General features: G+C 48.8%; 17 protein-coding genes. All 17 read right to left on the bottom strand.

What is annotated here, in order from left to right; all coding sequences use genetic code 11:
* Positions 1-8 precede the first annotated feature (8 nt).
* Positions 9-1,589 carry a flagellar basal-body MS-ring/collar protein FliF gene (gene fliF, locus V5G20_RS12190; protein WP_024983841.1) on the bottom strand — a complete coding sequence of 527 codons (1,581 nt, stop codon included), beginning with the start codon at positions 1,587-1,589 and terminating at the stop codon, positions 9-11.
* Between the two features lie 31 nt (positions 1,590-1,620).
* Positions 1,621-1,920 carry a flagellar hook-basal body complex protein FliE gene (gene fliE / locus V5G20_RS12185; RefSeq protein ID WP_039070085.1) on the bottom strand — a complete coding sequence of 100 codons (300 nt, stop codon included), beginning with the start codon at positions 1,918-1,920 and terminating at the stop codon, positions 1,621-1,623.
* 18 nt (positions 1,921-1,938) lie between these two features.
* A complete protein-coding gene (gene flgC / locus V5G20_RS12180) occupies positions 1,939-2,397 on the bottom strand; it encodes a flagellar basal body rod protein FlgC (RefSeq protein WP_003385899.1) in 459 nt (152 codons plus the stop codon).
* 2 nt (positions 2,398-2,399) lie between these two features.
* Complete coding sequence (flgB, locus tag V5G20_RS12175) at positions 2,400-2,813, bottom strand: flagellar basal body rod protein FlgB (RefSeq protein ID WP_003385900.1); 414 nt, start codon at positions 2,811-2,813, stop codon at positions 2,400-2,402.
* A gap of 417 nt (positions 2,814-3,230) precedes the next feature.
* Positions 3,231-4,010: a GTP-sensing pleiotropic transcriptional regulator CodY gene (gene codY, locus V5G20_RS12170; protein WP_003385901.1), complete on the bottom strand. Its 780-nt coding sequence runs from the start codon at positions 4,008-4,010 to the stop codon at positions 3,231-3,233.
* A gap of 39 nt (positions 4,011-4,049) precedes the next feature.
* Positions 4,050-5,444, bottom strand: a complete 1,395-nt coding sequence (gene hslU / locus V5G20_RS12165) for an ATP-dependent protease ATPase subunit HslU (protein WP_003385904.1) — start codon at positions 5,442-5,444, stop codon at positions 4,050-4,052.
* Positions 5,445-5,463: 19 nt separating this feature from the next.
* Positions 5,464-6,006 (bottom strand): ATP-dependent protease subunit HslV, encoded by a 543-nt coding sequence (gene hslV / locus V5G20_RS12160; RefSeq protein ID WP_003385905.1) that lies wholly within the window; start codon positions 6,004-6,006, stop codon positions 5,464-5,466.
* A gap of 16 nt (positions 6,007-6,022) precedes the next feature.
* Positions 6,023-6,964: a tyrosine recombinase XerC gene (gene xerC / locus V5G20_RS12155; protein ID WP_122957626.1), complete on the bottom strand. Its 942-nt coding sequence runs from the start codon at positions 6,962-6,964 to the stop codon at positions 6,023-6,025.
* A gap of 55 nt (positions 6,965-7,019) precedes the next feature.
* Positions 7,020-8,342, bottom strand: coding sequence for an FADH(2)-oxidizing methylenetetrahydrofolate--tRNA-(uracil(54)-C(5))-methyltransferase TrmFO (gene trmFO / locus V5G20_RS12150; RefSeq protein WP_003385907.1), 1,323 nt, complete (start codon positions 8,340-8,342; stop codon positions 7,020-7,022).
* 33 nt (positions 8,343-8,375) lie between these two features.
* Complete coding sequence (gene topA / locus V5G20_RS12145) at positions 8,376-10,454, bottom strand: type I DNA topoisomerase (protein WP_003385908.1); 2,079 nt, start codon at positions 10,452-10,454, stop codon at positions 8,376-8,378.
* A 118-nt stretch (positions 10,455-10,572) separates the two neighbouring features.
* Positions 10,573-11,697 carry a DNA-processing protein DprA gene (gene dprA / locus V5G20_RS12140; RefSeq protein WP_122957625.1) on the bottom strand — a complete coding sequence of 375 codons (1,125 nt, stop codon included), beginning with the start codon at positions 11,695-11,697 and terminating at the stop codon, positions 10,573-10,575.
* A 230-nt stretch (positions 11,698-11,927) separates the two neighbouring features.
* Positions 11,928-13,193, bottom strand: coding sequence for a group II intron reverse transcriptase/maturase (ltrA, locus tag V5G20_RS12135; protein ID WP_024985202.1), 1,266 nt, complete (start codon positions 13,191-13,193; stop codon positions 11,928-11,930).
* 587 nt (positions 13,194-13,780) lie between these two features.
* Entirely contained in the window at positions 13,781-15,226 is a 1,446-nt protein-coding gene (locus tag V5G20_RS12130) for an IS1182 family transposase (RefSeq protein ID WP_024985259.1), read from the bottom strand.
* A 150-nt stretch (positions 15,227-15,376) separates the two neighbouring features.
* A complete protein-coding gene (gene sucD, locus V5G20_RS12125) occupies positions 15,377-16,279 on the bottom strand; it encodes a succinate--CoA ligase subunit alpha (RefSeq protein WP_003385910.1) in 903 nt (300 codons plus the stop codon).
* An 84-nt stretch (positions 16,280-16,363) separates the two neighbouring features.
* Positions 16,364-17,524 (bottom strand): ADP-forming succinate--CoA ligase subunit beta, encoded by a 1,161-nt coding sequence (gene sucC, locus V5G20_RS12120; protein ID WP_003385911.1) that lies wholly within the window; start codon positions 17,522-17,524, stop codon positions 16,364-16,366.
* A gap of 190 nt (positions 17,525-17,714) precedes the next feature.
* Positions 17,715-18,770, bottom strand: coding sequence for a hypothetical protein (locus tag V5G20_RS12115; protein WP_024983001.1), 1,056 nt, complete (start codon positions 18,768-18,770; stop codon positions 17,715-17,717).
* 41 nt (positions 18,771-18,811) lie between these two features.
* Positions 18,812-19,705 (bottom strand): helix-turn-helix domain-containing protein, encoded by an 894-nt coding sequence (locus V5G20_RS12110; protein ID WP_024983000.1) that lies wholly within the window; start codon positions 19,703-19,705, stop codon positions 18,812-18,814.
* Positions 19,706-19,781: the final 76 nt, after the last annotated feature.

Below are 19,781 nucleotides of genomic sequence, written 5' to 3'. Positions count from 1 at the left end.
TTCACTCCTTAATCTTCAGCTAACCAAGTACGAAGCAAAACAACGAATTCGTCCGGCTTGCTGCGCGCCAATTTTTCCAGTTGTTTCCGCACCACTGCCTGATCTGTATCGTCTTGATAGGTTAAATCGGGTACCTCCGTCGGTTGCATCGACATGACATCTGCGACTTCCTCTTCTTGCTGTTTGGCCTGGCGGCGTCTGCGGTAGATCAGGTAGGCAACCGCTCCGAGAGCCAGCAAGGCTACAGCACCCGTACCATACAAGAGGGCAGGAGTCAGACTTCCGGAACCATCAACTGCGACTTTTCCGGAGAATGGACGCGGCAGAACAGAGATGTGCTTGTCCAGTTCTTCTTGTGTCAAATCTATGCCTTTGTCGCTTAACGTAACGCGAACCACATTGCGAAGGACTTGCTTGATACTGTCGATAGTTTGTTCGTCGAGCTGTCCGCCTTCGGGTGGTTCTACCCCAACGTTGATCGTGATGTCATCGATTTTATAGGGACTCATTGAAATATTGCGGGTGATCCGGTTGACTTCCCGATTGATCGTGTCATTCAGTTCTTCATACTGACTGTTGTTGCCCTGCGGCGTACTGCCCGGGTAGCCTGGCGTGTCGTTCGCTCCCGTTCCCGCGATTCCTCCGGGAGGGGCGCCCTGGCCGCTAAAGGTTTTCGATAATTTTTGCGATGAGATGATAAGTCCTTCGTTGTTTTCCTTGTCTGGCGCTTCAACCAGATTCTCAACACGGTTTTCCTTGTCAAAGTTCATGCTGATAAAGGTATGAACAATGACTTTGTCTCTGCCCATAATCGTGCCCAAGAGCGTGTACAAATTTTGCTGGATCTTTCTTTCCACATCTGCTTTGATCTTCTCTTGCTGCTCGTAAGCTGTCAGGTTTCCTTCTGGTTCACTGCCGTCAGTTCGCTCCAGCAGATTGGAGTACTGGTCGGAAATGGTAATGTTTTCAGGCGACAGCTTGGGTACGCTGCGGGAAACAAGCAGATACAAGGAGTTGATCTGTTTTTGATCCAGTCTGGTTCCGGGCTCGACATCAACGATGACCGAAGCTGTCGCGCTATCAGGTGTCTCCGTCACCCAAACGCTTTCCTGCGGCAGAGTAATCATTACCTGCGCGGTGCGAACACCTTTTACCCGTTCCAGCATTTTTCTCAGTTCTTGCTGCAAAGCTTCTTTTTTCATCACGTCAAACTGACGGTCTGTTACTCCCAGGGTGTTAGAAAATATTTCTGAGTTGATGCCTGCTTCGCTGGGGATCCCTTGTGCAGCCAAGTCAACTATGACATCCTGAGCCATTTTTTCTGGCACTTCTATACTTGTGCCGTTGTCTGTAATTCGAAATGGAACTTTCTTTCCTTCCAGTTCCTGCTTGATGATCCCGATTTCCTGTTCACTTAACCGCTGGTTGTATAACGGCTTGTACACCGGCTGAGAAGCGATGTATATGTATAGGCCAAGTGATATGAGCAAAAACAGCGCGATACCGGAAATCATCCATTTCTGTTTAGCAGGCAGCTGGTTCCATTTCGCCAAAGCTTGATCTTTATATAGTGCTAGACGCTCGTTCATGGTTCACCTCACCAATGATACCGCCAAAACATTAAAGTGGCATGCGCATGATTTCCTGATAGGATTCTATGACTTTGTTACGAACTTGCATGGTCATTTGCAGCATGACAGAGGCCTTCTGCCCTGCAATCATGACCTGATGGACATCCTGAACTTGTCCCATCGCAAACTTGTCTGCCAAATTTGCCGATTCTACCTGGGCCTGGTTGACTTGGTTCAGTGCATCGGAAAGATACGCTGAGAATGATTTGCTTACCTCATCCGGCGTATAGGTCTTGGTCTGGATTTGAGGCTGCACTCCGCCAATCCGGGAAAGCGCGTTAATATCCATCCGTTCTTACTCCTTTCCCTACTTGATTTCCAGTGCTTTCATCATCATGCTCTTCGCACCGTTCAGTATGGTAACGTTCGCTTCATAAGCTCTCGATGCGGAAATCATATCGACCATTTCCTTCATCATGTCCACATTCGGCATCAGAACATATCCGTCCGCATCCGCATCCGGATGTGTCGGATCGTATACCCGCTTAAATGGGGTATTGTCTTCGCGAATGGACGTTACCCTCACTCCCTGCTCCGTTCTGCCGGACACCATGCCAATCGCTCCTTGCAGTACACTGTCGAAGGACTGGCTGGGCGCTTTCGGGGACAGCTCAACCATTTTTCTTTTGTAAGGCTGCCAAGCCCCGTTTACAAATGTAGCGCGGGTCGTATTTGCGTTGGCCACGTTCGCTGCAATTGTATCCAGTCTGAGCCGGTTTGCAGTCAGAGCGGAAGCGCTTGTATCAAGCCCTTGGAACAAACTCATTCTTATCTACCTCCGCCTTCAATTACGCTGCGCAATTTTTGAAAATGCCCTGCAGTCAATTGGGTTAACCCATTGTACCAGATCTGGTTTTTGGCGTACTCGCTCATCTCAAACTCAAGATCCACGTCATTGCCATTGTTTTGAACGAAGTTCTCTGGGTTGGAGACAATTCTCGGCACCACATTCAAACCGCTGTCGGCAAACGGGATATGCCGGGCATTAGTACGATACGCCTGCAGTTTTTGTTGTCCTGAAGCCCCATTCATCTCTTGTTTCAGTAGGTCTTCGAACACAACCTGCTTGCTCTTAAATTGCGGGGTGTCAATGTTAGCGACGTTGTTGGCTATCGTTCTTTGTCGAAGCATAGCGGCGTCCAAAGATCGCTCCAAGATTCCTAAATGGTTACTGACTAGCATTTTTTCCAAACTCCCCCAATCTTGCTTTCGCTCCATTCCCACAAATATTCCATTTTTTCCTGTTAATTCGACACAAGAATACGACTCAATCATAGCAAAACTGCTATGGCGAAAAAAGCCCTATTCTCACAAGTTGTGACAAAATGATTCAATGGGACTAAATCCCTGATGCTCCCTATTTTTGTTAGTGTGATGGAAAATTGTAAAAGAACCTTACATATATTTGAATAAACTAGCTTTTTTAGTTAATAATTTTTGACCGTTTCGATTTAATTCCCCCAATTTCGACAAATATCTAGGTACAAATACCTAGAAAAAAGGTGTAGCACGTTTAGCTACACCTTACCTATTCCCGTTATATATTCACTTTGAAACCTATTTATTTGCATAGCCCGCTTACCTGGAGCCAAAAAAATGTCATGAAGTTTTCAGCTTTTCCAGTTCTGGAAGCAGCTTCTCATTCAGAACCTTAATGAAGGTCCCTTTCATACCCAAGGAACGGGATTCGATCACGCCAGCACTCTCCAGCTTCCGCAGTGCATTTACAATGACAGAACGGGTAATGCCCACGCGGTCTGCAATTTTCGAAGCGACAAGAAGACCTTCTTTTCCTTCCAGCTCCTCAAAAATATGTTCAACAGCCTCCAGTTCACTGTAAGACAGGGAACCGATCGCCATTTGCACAACTGCTTTGCTGCGTGCTTCTTCCTCAATTGCCTCGGAACGTTCACGCAAAATTTCCATACCGACGACAGTTGCCCCTACCTCTGCGAGAATCAGGTCATCGTCGACAAACGGGTTGTTGACGCGTCCAAGGATCAGGGTACCGAGTCGATCACCGCCGCCCATTACCGGAACCAATGTCGTCCAGCCTGTGCGGAATACTTCTTTCATCTCCACTGGGAAAATGGTGTACGGGCTGTCCACATCCAGGTTTGCGGACGTCTCTTCCACTTTGAGCAAGCCAAGGCTGTACTCTTCAGGGAAGCGGCGTTCTTCGAGCATTTTACGGATGCGCTCGTTGTCCACTTCTTGGTGGATCGAGAAACCGAGCAGTTTTCCCTTGCGACTGACCACGAAAATATTTGCTTCAATTACATCGCTTAATACTTGGGCCATTTCACTAAAATTGACCGCGTGTCCCGCTGACTTTTGCAGCAGACGGTTAATTCTTCTTGTTTTTGACAACAGATCCATTATGGTTTCCTCCCAGTCAATAATTGACCATCGTATGTTTTATAGGATGTATTGGCTCAAGTCCTTGTTGCCAACGATAGAGCCAAGCTTTTCACGCACATACTCAGGCGTGATCTGCACCACATCCAGATGAATGTCAGGGGCCTCAAAAGAAAGGTCTTCCAAAAGCTTTTCCAACAGGGTGTGAAGCCGTCTCGCACCGATGTTGTCGGTTGACTGATTCACTTCTGCGGCCAATCGGGCAATCTCCGAAATGGCATCCGGGGTAAAATCGACCCGAATCCCTTCTGTTTCGAGAAGAGCGATGTATTGCTTCAACAGCGCATTTTTCGGTTCCGTCAAAATCCTGACGAAATCCTCCACCCGCAAGCTGGTGAGCTCGACCCGGATCGGAAAACGTCCCTGCAGCTCCGGAATCAAATCGGACGGTTTGGCGATGTGGAAAGCGCCAGCTGCGATAAACAAAACAAAGTCAGTCTTTACGGGACCGTATTTTGTCATCACGGTAGAGCCTTCCACGATGGGCAGGATGTCTCGCTGCACACCTTCACGCGATACGTCGGGGCCTCTCCCATCCTTGCCGGCGATCTTGTCGATTTCATCAATAAAGATGATGCCGTGGTTCTCGGCACGCCGAATCGACTCCTGCGTGACTTCATCCATATCCACCAGTTTTTGCGCTTCTTGCTGAATTAATACCTTTCGTGCATCTTTAATTCGCAATTTTCTCTTCTTCGTCCGCTTCGGCAAAAGATTGCCCAACATATCCTGCATTTGCATCCCCATTTGTTCTGTACCCGGAACCTGGAACATATCAAACATGGAGGGGGATTGGTCCTCCACATCGATCTCAATCATCTGATCTTCCAGTTGTCCAGCCTCCAGCTGCCACTTAACCTGACGTCGCTGCTGTTCAATGGAAACGTCCTCGGGTTCAGATGATTGCTGTTGCTGTTGTCCGCCTCCGAACAACATTTCCAGCGGGTTTTTAAATGACTGCTGCTGCTTTCGCGTTGGAACGAGGATATTTACGATGGCCTCGTTGGCCAGTTTCTCGGCCTTTTCCTTTACGGATTCCATCTTCTCCTGTTTTACAGTGCGGATTGCTGCCTCTATCAAATCCCGAACCATCGACTCTACGTCACGGCCTACGTATCCGACTTCCGTAAATTTGGTGGCCTCGACCTTGATAAAAGGCGCGCCCGTCAATTTGGCAATCCTGCGAGCGATTTCTGTCTTCCCCACACCTGTCGGCCCGATCATCAGGATGTTTTTCGGTATGACTTCATCCCTCATATGCTCAGGAAGCATGTTCCGGCGATATCGGTTGCGCAAGGCCACGGCTATCGCTTTTTTGGCTTGACCTTGTCCGACGATGTATTTGTCCAGATGCTCTACAATCTTACGCGGGGTTAATTGTTCAAGGCTCAGCACCAGGAGTCCTCCCTTCCTTTCACTTCATCTCGTCGACAACGAGATTGTCGTTGGTGAATACGCAAATCTCAGCAGCTGTCCGCAAAGAAGCTTCGGCAATCTCTCTCGCACTCAGATGCGGCGCATACCGTTTCAACGCCCTGCCTGCAGCAAGCGCAAAGCTTCCTCCTGACCCAATGGCTAGAATACCGTCGTCCGGCTCGATGATTTCACCGTTTCCAGAGATCAAAAGCAGATTATTTTTGTTGCAAACGATCATCATCGCTTCCAGTCTCCTGAGGACTTTGTCCATTCGCCATTCCTTTGCCAGTTCCACAGCAGCTCTTTGCAGATTGCCGTGGTACTCCTCCAGCTTTGCTTCAAACTTTTCAAACAGGGTGATCGCGTCTGCTACCGAGCCGGCAAAACCGGCCAGCACCTCACCGCGATACAACCGTCTTACTTTTTTAGCGCCGTGCTTCATTACCATGCTGTTGCCGAACGTGACTTGACCGTCGCCAGCCATGGCCGCTTCTCCGTTATGGTGTATGGCAAAAATTGTAGTAGCATGAAACTGTTCCATTGCAGATTCCTCCCGCTTATGTACTTCCGGCCGATCCTGGACGGGAATGACCCGCACGTGGATGGGCTGCGTCGTAAACGTGGCGCAACCGTTCCTTGGTCACATGCGTGTACACCTGGGTTGTCGAAATATTGACGTGACCAAGCAGTTCCTGCACCGTACGCAAATCCGCACCTCCATTCAGGAGATGGGTAGCAAATGTGTGGCGAAACGTATGCGGCGATACGCGCAGACTGAGCGCGTGGGCCTCCACATGCTTGTCGACGATACGGCGGACACTGCGGTCGGAGAGCGGCTCCCCGCGATAATTGAGAAGAAGGTACCCGTGGTCAGCCTTGCCGGCAAGAAGCTTCTTCCTTCCATTATCTAGGTATTGCCGAAGAATGTCGCACGCATAACTGCCGATTGGAACATATCTCTCCTTCGCACCCTTCCCGTAAACAAGAGCAATCCCCATGCTTGGGTTTACCGCTTCCAATGTTAGTGTTACCAGCTCCGACACGCGAATCCCACTTGCATACAACAGCTCGAAAATGAGCCGATCCCGCATGCCAAGTGGGGTCGAAGTGTCAGGCAGGTCAAAAAACGATTGGATTTCGTTCGGATACAGGAAGGATGGCAGTTTCTTCTCCACTTTTGGTGTCGATACCAATTGAAACGGATTTTGCGCCAGTTGACCTTCCCTTAACAAAAAACGGTACAGACTTCGCAAACTGGACAGCTTGCGGGCGATGCTGCGCCGCGATAGACCCTTTTTAGCCAAATGAGCGAGAAAGGAGCGGCCGTGCAAATAAGAAACAGCAGCAAATACAGGGATTTGGTGCTGTTCCATAAAGGCGACGAATTCGCTGATATCTGCCACGTAATGCTTCACCGTATGAGTAGAGGCGTTTTTTTCGACACGCAAATAGTCCACAAACATATCAATTTCCGTGGATATTTGCTGTGAATTGTCCATCTGACGCGCACCTCCTCAAAGGCACCTATATAGTAACATAGCCAAAAATCTGATATCAACCTAATTTGTGTCGTTTTTGTGTAAAATTCTGAATTGTGTCTAGCGCCCGCTCAGCGAGCTTTTCGTTTTTCTCCCGTTTATTGCGAATGCGCTTCTCGAGTTCCGGCACCAGCCCAAAGTTGGCATTCATCGGTTGGAAATTGTTTGGATCGGTTGTCGTGATGTAGCGTGCCATGCTGCCCATGATCGTTTCCGGAGGCAGTACGAGCAATTCCTCGCCTTTTGCCAGTCTGGCAGCATTCAGTCCAGCAAGCAAGCCCGACGCGGCCGATTCTACGTAACCTTCCACACCAGTCATCTGTCCCGCAAAAAACAGTGTATCCCGGTCCTTGTACTGATAGGTCGGCTTCAACAGCTTAGGGGAATTGATAAACGTATTCCGATGCATGACGCCGTAGCGGATGATCTCGCAGTTCTCTAGACCTGGAATCATCGAAAAGACGCGTTTTTGTTCCGGCCATTTCAGATGCGTCTGGAATCCGACGATGTTGTAAAGGGTTGCCGCACTGTTGTCCTGACGAAGCTGCACTACCGCATACGGCTGTTTTCCGGTGCGCGGATCGATCAGTCCGACAGGCTTTAACGGGCCAAACAGCATCGTTTGACGGCCTCTTTTTGCCATAACCTCGATCGGCATGCAGCCCTCAAAGAAAATTTCCTTCTCAAAATCCTTGAGCGGAACAGCCTCGGCTTCGATCAGGGCATCGTAGAAGCGGTTGAATTCCTCCTCCGACATCGGGCAGTTGAGGTACGCGGCTTCGCCTTTGTCATAGCGCGAAGCCACAAAGACCTTCTCCATGTCGATGGAATCTTTCTCAATAATGGGAGCAGCTGCATCGTAAAAGTACAGGTACTCCTCTCCTGTCAAAGACTTGAGCCTTTCAGACAAAGCGGGCGAGGTAAGCGGTCCCGTCGCAATTACGACGATACCGTCCGGGATCTCTGAAACTTCTTCTGTCATTACTTCAATCAGCGGATGGTTCCGCACAGCGTCGGTCACATACTGGGCAAATTCATGCCGATCGACTGCCAGCGCCCCGCCAGCAGGTACGGCACATTTATCCGCAGCGCCAATGATGACAGATTCGAATCGGCGCATTTCTTCCTTTAACACACCTACTGCATTGGTCAGCGAGTTGGCACGCAAAGAGTTGCTGCAAACGAGTTCGGCAAATTTATCGGTATGATGGGCCGGCGTCTGCTTTGTCGGGCGCATTTCGTACAGTTTGACGTGTACACCCGATTCGGCGATCTGCCAGGCTGCTTCACTTCCTGCAAGCCCGGCGCCGACCACAGTTACATACGGTTGTTTTGTCATGCTGTTATCCTCCATACGTTCTCAGGAATCCGCTTAGGAATCTGCTTCTTCCTGGTAATCGCAATTGGTGCACACCACGCTGACGCCCTGCTTCTTGCGTTTCTTTTCGACCAGCAGGCTGCTGCATTTCGGGCAAGGACGTGCAATCGGTTTATCCCAAGAGACGAAATCACAGTCTGGATATCGGTTGCATCCATAGAAAATACGGTTCTTCTTGGATTTACGTTCGATAATCGATCCGGTTTCACAGTTTGGGCACTTTACGCCGATTTCTTTGACAATCGGCTTGGTATTCCTGCAGTCCGGGAACCCGGAGCAAGCGAGAAACTTCCCGAAACGTCCGAGCTTGTAAACCATGACGCTTCCGCACAGCTCACAGAACTCGTCTGATTCTTCATCTTTGATCTCGACTTCTTCCATCTGTTCTTCAGCGACTGACAACCGTTTTGCAAAGTCTTGATAAAACTGGTCCAGCACCTTTACCCAATCTGCAATACCTTCTTCGACTCCGTCCAGATCCGATTCCATATTTGCCGTAAATTCAACATCGACAATCTCCGGAAAGAACTCCTCGATCATGGTAACGACGAGCTCTCCGAGTTCTGTCGGCAGAAAGCGTTTCTCCTCTAAGGCAACGTAGCCACGCTTTTGAATGGTTTCGAGTGTTGGAGCATAAGTGGAAGGACGTCCGATTCCTTGCTCCTCCAGCGTCTTGATCAGCCTTGCTTCCGAATAGCGCGGAGGAGGCTGGGTGAAGTGCTGGGTGGGCTCGATCTCCTTCAATTCAAGGGATTCTCCTTCTTCAATTGGAGGCAGGAATGATTCTTCCTCTTTATTGTCGTCGCTTCCTTCTATATATACCTTCATGAATCCGGGGAATTTTACCTTGGAGCCGGTGGCGCGGAAGGTCACCCCGTTTACATCAATATCCACACTCATCGTATCCAAAACGGCGGAAGCCATCTGGCTCGCCAGGAAGCGCTCCCAGATCAAGCGGTACAAGCGGAGCTGATCCCGACTGAGGACCTCTTTCAACTGGTCGGGCGTCCGCAGCACGGAAGTCGGGCGAATCGCTTCGTGAGCATCCTGAGCGTTCTCGTTTTTCGCTTGTGTTCTCTGTTCCGTCAATATGTAGTCTGCACCGAAATTCTCCAGGATGTACTCTTTTGCTTCATTTTGAGCAGTCACGGAAATTCGCGTGGAATCCGTACGCATGTAGGTAATTAGACCTACCGCTCCCTCTTTGTTGCCCAGGTCAATCCCTTCGTATAGCTCTTGGGCAATCCTCATCGTTTTGGCTGTTCGGAAATTCAGCTTCCGAGCCGCTTCCTGCTGAAGCGAGCTGGTAATAAAAGGCGGAGCCGGATTTCGCTTTCTTTCCCGCTTGGTCACCTTTTTCACCAGGTAAGGATGATTGCCGATCTGCTCGATCACCTGTTTGACGTCGGCTTCGGACTTCAACTCTGTTTTTTCGTCGCCAATCCCGTAAAATTTGGCTTCAAAAACTTTTCCTTTGCTGATTAACATGCTGCTGATCGTCCAATACTCTTCGGGAATAAACTGTTGAATTTCTCTTTCCCGATCCACAATCATCTTGACAGTGACAGTTTGAACCCGCCCTGCGCTCAATCCTTTGCGGATCTTTTTCCAAAGTATCGGGCTGATATTGTAGCCGACGAGACGGTCCAGAATTCGTCTCGCCTGCTGGGCATTCACCAGGTCCATATTGATATGGCGAGGATGCTTGAAAGCCTCCTTGATGGCGTCTTTCGTGATTTCATTGAAAACAACCCGCAGAGGCTGGTTCATATCAAGGCCAAGATATTGAGCCAGGTGCCAGGCGATGGCCTCCCCTTCGCGGTCCGGGTCGGCTGCGAGATAGACTTTTTTCACTTTTTTCGCAGCGTCCTTCAAGGTTTTCAAAACGTCGCCTTTGCCGCGAATGGTTATGTATTTCGGTTGAAACTGCTGATTAACATCAACGCCCATTTGGCTTTTTGGGAGGTCGCGTACATGGCCCATGGACGCTTTCACTATATATTTGCTTCCCAAATATTTTCCAATTGTTTTTGCTTTCGCCGGGGATTCGACAATCACTAGCGTGTCAGCCATCTTTTTCCTCCCCTTTCTGTAAGGAATCTCCCCTATTATTAAATATGCTTATCCGATTTGTCAAACACTTGAAGCATGAAGGCTTCGGGAGGATTCCAGCGATTCCGGGAGAAAGTGACTATCGTCTCACATAATATCCTCCCGGTAGGCTGGCAATCACATTTTTACTTTCCAGCTTTAGTAATGTCCGAAACAAGCAGGCCTGATCAGCCCCGGAAAGACGTCGGCCTACTTCATCCATATGGATCGGTTCGTGGCGGATATGCTGAAAAAGCCGTTGTTCCTCGTCATCCAGTGCGACTTTCTCGTCCGCGAAAGCACCCGAACCCTTTTTCTTGCTCGCAATGACCGCTTTCCAATAAGGTGGCAGCTCATCGAGAACATCTTCAATGCCTGTTACTAGCTTTGCACCTTGTTTCACCAAGTTATTCGGCCCAGCGCTTACCTCAGAAAATATGGGTCCGGGCACAGCAAAAACCTCTCGCCCCTGCTCGAGCGCACAATCCGCTGTAACCAACGACCCGCTCCTCTCCGCCGCCTCAACGACCACTGTCCCTACACTTAAACCGCTGATAATCCGGTTGCGCTCGGGAAACAGGCCAGGTACCGGCGGCACACCCGGCGGATACTCGGAGACAAGCAGGCCTGCGGATTCAACCTCTCGGAACAAGGGACGGTGGGCGGCAGGGTAAACGACGTCGATGCCGCATCCCAATACGCCGATTGTCGCTCCTTTCATCCGCAGGGCAGTCCGATGCGCCTCTGCATCAATCCCGTGAGCAAGACCGGAGACGATAACCAGACCTTCGCCACAAAGCTCCTTGACCAGTTGTGCGCAAGCGGCCCGGCCGTAGGGCGTTGGCTTTCTGGACCCGACAATGCCAATCGCAGGCCCGACGATCAATTCGATATTTCCTTTGTAAAAGAGTGCAAGCGGGGGATCGGAAATGTTTCGCAGCAGAGGAGGAAACACCTCTTCCCAGCATCCGATCACACCGATACCGTTTTGTCTTAAAAAAGTCAGACGTCTTTCTGAATGCACTCCGCTCAGCCGTTCTACTCCCGCTCCGATCAGCTTGACGGGGAATCCGGCTTCTGCCGCAACCTGACGCCACCCTTTGCCCACTGCCGTAAATGACCCATGCTTCTCATATAACTCTCGAAGCCTTTTTCTTCCCAGCCCCGGAATGCCCACAAGCCCGCAATACCAGGCAATCTCTTCTTCGTTTCCGACAGGTGTCATCCCTTCTCCACTCTCCCTTGAGCCCCTTTTTCATTAATTTTACAAAGAGACAGAGAGTCACTCTAGAAAACCTGGATATGCGTTTTTTTCTAGTAGTCGACGTTTGTCGGAGCTTTTATAACAAAACATGAGCTGATTTGACAACATTGGACCCGGGACAATCGAGTAGGAGGGGGCGACTAACCCCCGTCCTCTCACACCACCGTACGTACCGTTCGGTATACGGCGGTTCACCAAGCTTGACGAATTTGAGAATATCGTTGCACTAAGCTTTTCAGCCCTTGTTGTTGCCAGTAGGCAATGCCGAGGGCTTTGTGTATATGCGGAGATTTTGTGGTACGCCATGCACCCTTGCGGGTATTTGCAATTTCAATGGCTTTTACGTGAGATATGCCAAGAGAACGAAGTTCTCGATATCTGGTTCTCACGCGTTTCCACTGCATCCACAAACAAAGACGGAGCCTGCGCCTTGTCCATTCCTCAATGGATTGTAGAATGCCCTTCGCGTCTGCAAGGGCGAAATATCCAATCCAGCCCATGAGGTACTGATTTATTCTTTCAATCCGCTTCTCCATCGAGATGCTCCACACCGGATTCGTGATCGTGCGGATTTTCTCTTTTAGCTTGAGGAGGGATTTGGGGTGGATGCGAATCCTTGTCTGTTTTGCAAAGGTAAAACTAAAGCCCAAGAATTTTCGTTTCCATGGTCGGTCTATCGCGCTTTTCTCCTCATTTACTTTTAGCCTTAGTACCTTCTCCAAGTGGTTTTGAATACTCTTCTTTACTCGTTCCCCTGCCCGTTTTGTTTTCACGTAGATATTACAATCGTCTGCGTAGCGGCAGAAACGGTGGCCTCTCTTTTCGAGTTCCTTGTCCAAATCATCAAGTAGGATATTTGCCAAAAGTGGGCTTAACGGCCCACCTTGCGGTGTTCCTTCACTTGATGTTGTACAGACGCCATTTATCATGATCCCCGCATTCAAGTAGGAACGAATCAGTCTTAAAATTCTCTTGTCCTGAACTTTTCGAGCCACACGGCTCATTAGAATATCATGATTTACGCGATCAAAGAATTTCTCTAGATCGATGTCCACCACGAAACGATATCCTTCGGAGATATACGCTTGCGCTTTCCTTACTGCCATGTGAGCGCTACGTTTTGGACGGAACCCATAGCTAGATTCCGAGAAGGTGGGGTCGAAGATCGGCGTTAACACTTGGAGGATGGCCTGCTGAATAAAGCGGTCTACCACGGTGGGAATGCCTAATAACCTTACACCACCGTCAGGTTTCGGGATTTCGACTCTGCGAACAGGTGAAGGTCTATAGGTTCCCCTTTCCATCTTCTCGCGGATGGCTTGCCAGTGTTCACGTAGATAATCGCGTAGTTGTTCGGTTGAAACACCATCGACTCCACCGACACCTTTGTTTTCCTCCACTCGTTGGAGTGCCATCCGTAAGTTTTCCCGTGATAAGACTTTTTCCAGCAAATCCATAATGATGTTCCTTCCTTCGCACATGCGGACTCCGTGCTTGCTGTACGATACTCAGCCCTCTTTTGTACCCTCGGGGCTTCACCCCTGCTCTTCAAAAGTAGTTCCTTGACAGAATTCTGCTTCGACGTACCGTATCAAAAGACATGGATCGCATGCTGACTTGATGTTCGGCCCTTCCCCATTCAAGCGTCCTCTACTCGGGTACTATGGCCTCTGCTGACTTCTGCATGTTCAGCGTCTCCTTACGGAGACGGTTACCAACAGTTGAAGGCGTTTCATGCAGACCTCCCCAGGTAAGAACGATAACTTTCATCCCATGTACCTGCCCAAGTTTACTACTGTATCCCTTGGCTGTATGGGGCTTTGTCTTGTTTGGCAGACTCGCCCGGATACAACAGCCTCAAATTGGGTTCGTGTACCTCAGGTCGGGATTTTGCCGCCGGCTTCCTTCAGATTCGACCTCGCGGTCGACACCCTTGCCTTGAGCTAACGGTTGGTACAGCCAACCCCCGTTCGGGACTTTCACCCTATAGCTATCGCCCATGCTGGGCGCACCAAAAAAGAAAGGGCAGGCACAAGGCCTGTCCTCAGGTTGCAGACAAACTCCCTCGCTGAACGAACAGCAGAGGGAGTTTGTTTAATAATTTGATGAAAATACCGAAGGTGTTTTGATCGTTCACCTTTTGGCGACCTGATTTCCATAGCCAGGTCGCCATTTTTTTCAAGTTCATGGCAGCGAAAACAAGCATCGCCTGCATCGTGACCTTCTCCAGTCCTCGTAAGGTCGTCCAACGCATGCCATGCTTTTCCTTCATATCAGCGAATACACGTTCAATCGTTTCTTTCCGTTTGCTATAGATTTGTTTGTTTTCCTCGGTATGCCGGAGGTGGTCTACCTCTTCGAGGTAATCAGCCCAGATGTGGCGACTCACTCTCTTTGTGTAGTCTTTACTTTCCGTGCATTGTTTCAAGAACGGACAACTTCGGCAAACTTGAGAATTTGATCGATAGATACGGTACCCATCCTTGTTTGTTGTCTCATATGTTAAGATTTGCTCGTTCGGGCAGATGTAGCAGTCGAAATATTCATCATACACATATTCGTGCTTTTTAAAAAAACCTTCTTTGGTGCGTGGTCTTGTGTAGGGCATAACGGGGCGAATCTGGTCATCAAGGAGTGTTTTACTGATGTAAGGCGTCTTGTATCCCGAGTCCACTGCCACAGCTTGAGGCTGTGCAAACGTCTTTCGCACTTGATTCAAAACATCCTCAAAAACCTGACTGTCATGCACATTGCCTGGCGTTACCTTGGCACCAAGCACAAATCCATTTCGATCACATGCTGTATGAAAACTATAAGCAAATACACGTTCCTTTTCCCCTTTTACAAACAATCCGCAATCCGGGTCAGTTGTGCTGACTTTCACCTCCTTCTTCGAAGTTTCTGTCTTTTTTTCAAGGGGCTTCTTTCCATGTGCAATACGATCCTGATTGATTTCTTCGTCCAGCAGCTCTTGATATTTCTTCGCTTGTTCTTCAACGATTTCTTTCACGTATTTATGCTTATTCGCACTGGCTTTTACATGCGTAGCATCAATGAAAAGCACATCAGGCTTCACGAATCCATGATGAACCGCCTCCTCCAATATTCGAAGGAAGATCGACTCGAAGAGTTGAGTATCCCGAAAACGGCGAACATAGTTCTTGCCTAGGGTCGTGAAATGGGGAATGGGCTGACTGAAATCATAGCCAATAAACCACCGATAGGCAACATTGGTTTCGATCTCTTTAATCGTTTGTCGCATGGAACGAATTCCAAAAATATATTGGATGAAAGCAATTTTAACTAAGACTACAGGGTCAACACTGGGTCTGCCATTGTCATGACAGTAAAGGCTTTCCACCAAGTCATAGATGAACGAAAAGTCGATTGCATTTTCAATTTTTCTTACGAGATGATCTTCTGGCACCAACTCATCTAGCGAGAATGCAGATATCTGATAACGCCCTTCGGCCTCTTGCTTATTAAGCATAATGCCACCTCTAAAAAATAACTTTTGAAAACGTAACATGTTCTATATTCAACAAAAAAGCCTGCAGACCCTGTTCCTTACGGAACTTTGTCTACAGGCTGAGGGCAGGCACAAGGCCTGTCCTTTCTATGGCTAAAGCAGGAATCCTGCTTAGTTGCTCATTACTTTTTCGAGAAGTCCGCGTTCTTTCAGTACTTCAACCAGCGTTTCGCCAATTACTGCAGGGGTTTTCGCTACGCGAACACCGCACTCTTCCAGTTTGGCAATTTTTTCAGCAGCTGTTCCTTTACCGCCGGAAATGATCGCACCAGCGTGGCCCATGCGCTTTCCTGGAGGCGCTGTTTGACCTCCAATGAAACCGATAACCGGTTTTTTCATGTTGGCTTTGATCCATTCTGCTGCTTCCTCTTCGGCTGTACCACCGATTTCACCGATCATGATTACTGCTTCGGTATCCGGATCTTCATTGAACATTTCCAGAACGTCAATGAACTCCATGCCTTTTACAGGGTCTCCACCGATACCTACAGCGGTAGATTGACCGATGCCGCGGGTAGAGGTTTGGTGGACCGCTTCATAAGTCAAGGTACCAGAACGGGAAACGATACCCACTTTACCTGGCTTATGGATGTAGCCTGGCATGATACCGATCTTGCACTCGCCCGGAGTGATAACGCCAGGGCAGTTTGGTCCGATCAGTTTTGTCTTTTTGCCTTCCATATAGCGTTTTACTTTCACCATGTCCAGAACAGGGATGCCTTCGGTGATGCAGATTACCAGATCAAGACCTGCATCTACAGACTCCATGATGGAGTCAGCAGCGAAAGCAGCCGGAACGTAAATCACAGAAACGGTCGCGCCTGTCTTTTCCACTGCTTCTTGCACAGTGTTGAATACAGGAATGCCATCGACTTCCATGCCGCCTTTGCCAGGGTTTACGCCGCCGACCATTTTTGTTCCGTACTCGACTGCACCTTGTGCATGGAAACGACCCGTTGCACCAGTAATATTTACGGTAATGACTTTCGTGTCTTTATTAACAAGAATACTCATCGCGTATATTTCCCACCTTTTTCATCACGTGTAGATACCGCTCGAAAATATGGCCTTTCGAACCTGTACGTCAGGGAATGTTTGTTATTTTACCAACGCTACGATCTTTTCAGCGCCATCTGCCATGGACTCGGCAGCCACGATGTTCAGACCGGATTCGTTAAGAATCTTTTTACCCAAATCGACGTTGGTACCTTCCAGACGCACAACCAACGGACGATCCAGTTTCACTTGTTTGGCAGCGGCCACGACACCATTTGCGATGACATCGCACTTCATGATACCGCCAAAAATGTTGACGAAGATCCCTTTTACTTTCGGGTCTTTCAAGATGATCTTGAATGCTTCCGTTACTTTTTCTTCCGTTGCGCCGCCGCCTACATCGAGGAAGTTGGCAGGGTCGCCACCGTAGAATTTCACGATATCCATGGTTGCCATGGCAAGACCCGCACCATTTACCATGCAGCCGATGTTTCCATCGAGTGCGATGTAGGACAAGTCGTATTTGGAAGCTTCGATTTCTTTCTCATCTTCTTCGTCCAGATCGCGCAGCTCTTGGATGTCAGGGTGGCGGAACAGAGCGTTGCTGTCGAAGTTCAGCTTGGCATCCAGTGCCATAACTTCGCCGTCGCCGGTAACAACAAGCGGGTTGATTTCAGCGATGGAGCAATCTTTGTCAACAAATGCTTGATACAAGCTCATCATGAACTTGACAGCCTTGTTAACGAGTTCATTTGGAATGTTGATGGCATAAGCCAGTTTGCGTGCTTGGAAAGCAGTCAGACCAGTTACCGGATCGATTACTTCTTTGATGATTTTCTCAGGGGAGCGCTCTGCAACCTCTTCGATTTCAGTACCGCCCTCTTCGGATGCCATCATAACGACACGACCCGTTGCACGGTCAACTACCACACCCACGTAGTATTCTTTCTTGATGTCGCAGCCTTGTTCGATCAAGAGGCGTTTTACTTCTTTTCCTTCTGGACCGGTTTGGTGAGTCACCAGAACTTTGCCGAGGATCTCTTGGGCGTATGTACGAACCTCGTCGAGGTTTTTCGCAACTTTCACGCCGCCAGCCTTACCACGGCCACCTGCATGGATTTGCGCTTTCACCACAACAACCGCTGTGCCCAGCTCTTTTGCCGCTTCAACCGCTTCATCGACAGTGAAAGCAACTTTTCCCTCAGGAACTTTTACACCGTACTGCTTAAGTATCTGTTTGCCTTGATACTCATGAATGTTCATTCTCCATCCTCCTATGGCAGATAAAGATCGGCAGTCCAACCGTGCCAAACGCTTTTTGCGCATGATAAAAACTGCCACTATCAGTGCAACATGACTATTCTACGACAAAATTCGCAAAAGTGGTAGTGTCATGATCGGTTTCTTCTCTTTTATCCTGACCATATGAGGTGAACTTCATGAAATTCGGCTCTTACTTTTTTGCTCCGAGGAGCCGGATCATTTCTTCATCAAGCTTGTTTTGGGAGTACCATTTCCCTTCGTAACGGAAATAGTCGTCAAAAAAATGTATGGTATGATTTTTCTCTCCTACCAAAAACGTTAACTGAAACCTTTCTTTCCCTACATTTTGAGGTACTTTTGTCAGGGCGACGCTGTTTTTTAACAGGCGGATACATTGATGAGCCATTCCTTGCTCAACTGTAGTCTCTGTCGGCTTTTTTTCCAACGCTGGCACTTTCTCGTCCCCAGTGGCGATCAAGCGTATCGAAGTGGCTTGATAAAGCTGCTGAAAAGAATCATCGGTCGTTTTCCGGGGAGGCATCCATTGGGTCAGCTTGGAAAACAGCGAACCTTGAATCCGGTAATATTGGGTCTCCCGTCCGAACGGAATGGCAATCATCGTTGGTGTAAGCAAAGTCGCGTCCAGCATTCTCTCCCCGGAGTCTACCCTCAGTTGATAGTACGGATGTAGCGGATACTGCCGTTTTTCCTTCTCTATGAGTGGTTCTGCCGCTAAAAACGTCTGCTGGACCATTTCTGTCTGTCCATTATCCAAGGACATTGTTTGGTTCAGATCGACAGCAGAAAGCACTGCATTCTTGTATGTGCCCGACAGCAAGCCGACTCCAGCCTGACGGTAAATCCATTGGTACAGCTTCACGGCACCCTGTCCCCGGTATGTATTTTCTCCATATTGACTGGCCTGCTCTCCCACTTCGACAACCAACGGAGCCTGCTTTGACCGGTACAAAACAAGGGTATATCTGATTTCATCGCGGGTCAGTACTTGATCAGACTTGTGCAGGTCTCCTCCCTGCTCGGGCAATTCCTTGAGAAACTTTTGCAATTCCAGCGGAACTTCTACACCATCCGTAGACAGTACGGTAACCTTTTCAACCGACCCAAGTTCGTTATCCATCTGTTTTTTCATGTCAGCTGGTTGTCCATTCGTGTTTTCTGCGCACCCAGCCAAGAGTAACCCGGCCATTAGTACCGGGAACAGATACGTACGCAAATTCCCCTTCATGCAGGTACCTCCCCATCGTGTTCGCTTTTCTGTCAACACACTCACAGAAGCCCCAATCGACGGCTGATTTCGCTGCCCAATTTACGCTTCACGTAGATTTCCCCAATCTGGTGTGGATCTTTGACTGCGACAGAGCGATTGTTCGTTCGGATGGCTACGAATTTTTCGTTGTTCTTATCCAAGCCGCATACCAATTCTGAGCCCACTTCCACGAAAATGGCGACCACATATTTGTCCTGCACTTTTCTTACTGTAATCTTGGGAAACGGAGTCAAAAACGGAACCGTCTTGTCCTGGATGTACTGTGTAATGGCCAGAACGTACTTGTCTGGGTCCCCATATTGTTCCACTTCATGGTTTACTCCGATGATTTCCCCCTCATCGGATATGCCCAAAAACAGATTGCCGTTATTGGAATTGGCAAAGGCTACTACCGTTTTAATAATGCCGCTTTTGGAAAGGAGAAAATCCCGCTTAAACTCAATCATGTCATTTTCGCCGAGCTGTGTAGCAACGACAGGGTCATCCACCCGTCCCAAATAGCGAAAACGGCTTATCGCGCCCAAGCGGTATACGTACTCCTCAAAAATATCGGCCGGCAGTGAAATATCGGTTAGAATCATATCTGCATTTTGCCAGAGCTTGTAGGTTTGCGGCGAGAAACACATGTCAAATAAAACGGAGCTTCCCAGAGAACGAATGTTCATCCCGATGGCTGCCGGCTGGGCTTCCAGCGGTTGATAAAGGACGCTGCTCTCCACTTCCAGTACCCCGTTGTACAAGAGATAATCGAAGTAATGGCGAGGCAGTGTGACAGCATTCTTCAGCAGCTCTCTGGATGTCGGCGGTCGTTTCGTGACGTGATAAAAGTCAAAGTGAACGCTTTTTTCATCCGTTTCCTTGATGATCGCTAAAAATGTACACGTATGGCGCATAATTCCCTCTTTTGGCTCCTGGTTCATTTGTCTTATTCTATATCAGCCCTTCAGCGATTGACCAGTATTTTTCTGT

The organism is Brevibacillus borstelensis, assembly GCF_036700025.1.
GTDB classification, from domain to species: domain Bacteria; phylum Bacillota; class Bacilli; order Brevibacillales; family Brevibacillaceae; genus Brevibacillus; species Brevibacillus borstelensis.
This window is presented reverse-complemented; position numbering and strand designations above follow the sequence as displayed.